Raw genomic sequence first — 2,490 nt, forward strand, 5'->3', positions numbered from 1 at the left:
GGCTCGACCCCACCGGACCCCGCCGCATCCCCGTTCGCACCGAGCGGTCCGCCACCGGACGCCGTACCGCGGAACGATCCGTATCCGGCCGACCGCGCGAGCATCAGCCAGCCGAACCCGGCCGACGCGAGCAACAGCGCATCCTGGCCCGGCTACCCGTCGGCGGACTACCTCGAGTCGGCCCGCTCCCCACTGTCCGGCGGTGATCGCGCCCAGATCGCCCAGCCCGACACGCCGCGCAACCCCTACCCCGAGCGCCCGGACTACCCCAGCTATCCGGACGAGCCGAGCGCCAGCCGCCCGGCACCCCGTCCGGTGAACCGTCCAGAACGCCGTACCCGCGAGACCACCGGCGAGGTCGGACAGGTCCGTCTGGCCCGGGTCTTCGCGATCGCCGGCGCCATGCTCGCCGTCGGCCTGGTCATCAACCTGATCGCCACGTTCCTCGCCGACGGGCCTGGCGGCCTCCTCCGCTGGCTGATCGCCCCGACGCTCGCGCTGCTCGGCGCGATGACGTTCGCGATCCTGGACGCCGTCAGCCCCACCGAACGCGAACCAGGCCGGCTCGACGTCTCCGCGATCGTCGCGATCGGCGCCGTACTGATCGGTGTCGGCGTCGGTGGCTTCGCCATCACCTCCGGAGCCGAGTACGCCGCCGGCTACCTCAGCGGCAACGAGTCCGGCGAGGACCGCCTGATCAAACCGGTCGGCAAAACCACCGCAGGCCTCACGATCACGGTCGACAACGTCACCAACACCAGCCATTTCACCCGGATCCGCCTGACCGTCAACAACAAGGGCAAGGATTCCGTCAGCCTCCCGCTGAACGGCAACGCGACCTTCACCAGCGCCGAGGGCAACTCGATCCGCGCCGACGACTCGCGCAGCAACTGGCCCGAGCAGTTTGCCGCCGGCCAGTCCGAACAGGGCACGATCGTGTTCAAGGGCCACCTCCCCAAGGGGGAGAAAACCGCCATCCTCACCCTCCGCCCCGGCGACACCCCGGTCGTCGTCACCGGCATCCCCCTCAGCAACTGATACATCGAGAATCGATCTGGTTGAACTAGATCGATTCTTGATATGTTCGGTCCATGACCGAGGTGGATTCCGAGCGCCTGACCCAGGTGATCGTGGACTTCAACACGATCTTCATCCGGCTTCCGACCGTCCGGCGGTTCAACTTCTCCACGCTGTCGGTGCTGCACACGCTGTCCCGCAGCGGCCCGATGCGGCTCACCGACCTGCTCGCGACCGAGCAGCTCAAGCAACCCGCCCTGACCAGCCTCGTCGCCAAACTCGAGCAGGACGGGCTGGTACGACGTCGCCCAGACCCGGCCGACGGCCGCGCGATCCTGCTGTCGCTGACCCCGGCCGGCCGGAAGGTCGTCCGCGCCCGGCACATCAACCGGGTCACCAAGATGACCGAGCTCGTCGACCAACTCACCGACGCCGAACGCGCCGTACTGGCGAAATCCGTCGACGTTCTCGCCCGCCTGACCGAGCTGGCCGAAGATGCCTGAGGCAACCATGCACCTGGAACCCACTCCGATCCACGTGTCCGACGAGGTTCTCGACGATCTGCGCCGCCGCCTCCGGGCGACCAAGTGGCCGCTCGACATCGGTAACGAGGACGGGTTCTACGGCGTCCGTCGTACTGACCTGCAAGAGCTCGTCGACTACTGGGCCGACGGCTACGACTGGCGTGCTGCCGAACGTGCGATCAATGCCTATGACAACTACCGCGCCGACGTGAACGGCGTACCGGTGCACTTCCTGCGCAAGCCCGGCGTCGGGCCGGCGCCGATCCCGCTGATCCTGAGCCACGGCTGGCCGTGGACGTTCTGGCACTGGTCGAAGGTGATCGACCAACTGGCCGACCCGGCCGCGTACGGCGGCGATCCGGCGGACGCGTTCGACGTCATCGTCCCGTCCCTGCCGGGGTTCGGGTTCTCGACCCCGACCAGCCCGGACATGAATTTCTGGAAGATCGCCGACGTCTGGCACGACCTGATGACCGGTGTCCTCGGTCACGCGAAATACGCCGCGGGCGGGTGCGACGTCGGCGCGCTGGTGACTGGCCAGCTCGGCCACAAGTACGCCGATGAGCTGTACGGAATCCACATCGGCTCAGGCCTCAAGTTGTCCTTCTTCAACGGCGACCGCGCCTGGGACCTCACCGGCGGCAATCCCCTGCCTGACAACCTCCCACCCGCGATCTACGACGGCGTGATCGCGTTCGAACGCCGGTTCGCGGCCCACCTCGCCGCGCACGTCCTGCACCCGAGCACCCTCGGCTTCGGCCTCGCCGACTCCCCCGCCGGCATGCTCGCCTGGATCCTCGAACGCTGGCAGAGCTGGTCCGACGGCGACCCGTTCACGCCCGACGACATCCTCACCCACGCCACGATCTACTGGACCGGCAACGCGATCGACAGCTCGATCCGCACCTACGCCAACAACAACCGCTACCCCTGGACCCCGTCCCACGAC

2 protein-coding genes and 1 pseudogene are annotated in these 2,490 nt (G+C 68.1%); all 3 read left to right on the forward strand.

Features of this window, described 5'->3' with window-relative positions:
- Nucleotides 1-1,038: pseudogene (locus tag E1261_RS45770) on the forward strand (hypothetical protein); the annotation flags it as partial.
- 53 nt (nucleotides 1,039-1,091) lie between these two features.
- Entirely contained in the window at nucleotides 1,092-1,520 is a 429-nt protein-coding gene (locus E1261_RS44335) for a MarR family winged helix-turn-helix transcriptional regulator (RefSeq protein ID WP_132416321.1), read from the forward strand.
- Nucleotides 1,513-2,490: epoxide hydrolase family protein (locus E1261_RS44340; protein ID WP_132416323.1), on the forward strand; the 978-nt coding region annotated here is incomplete at its 3' end. The genes E1261_RS44335 and E1261_RS44340, both read left to right, overlap by 8 nt.

The organism is Kribbella albertanoniae (assembly GCF_004348455.1).
GTDB classification, from domain to species: Bacteria; Actinomycetota; Actinomycetes; order Propionibacteriales; family Kribbellaceae; genus Kribbella; species Kribbella albertanoniae.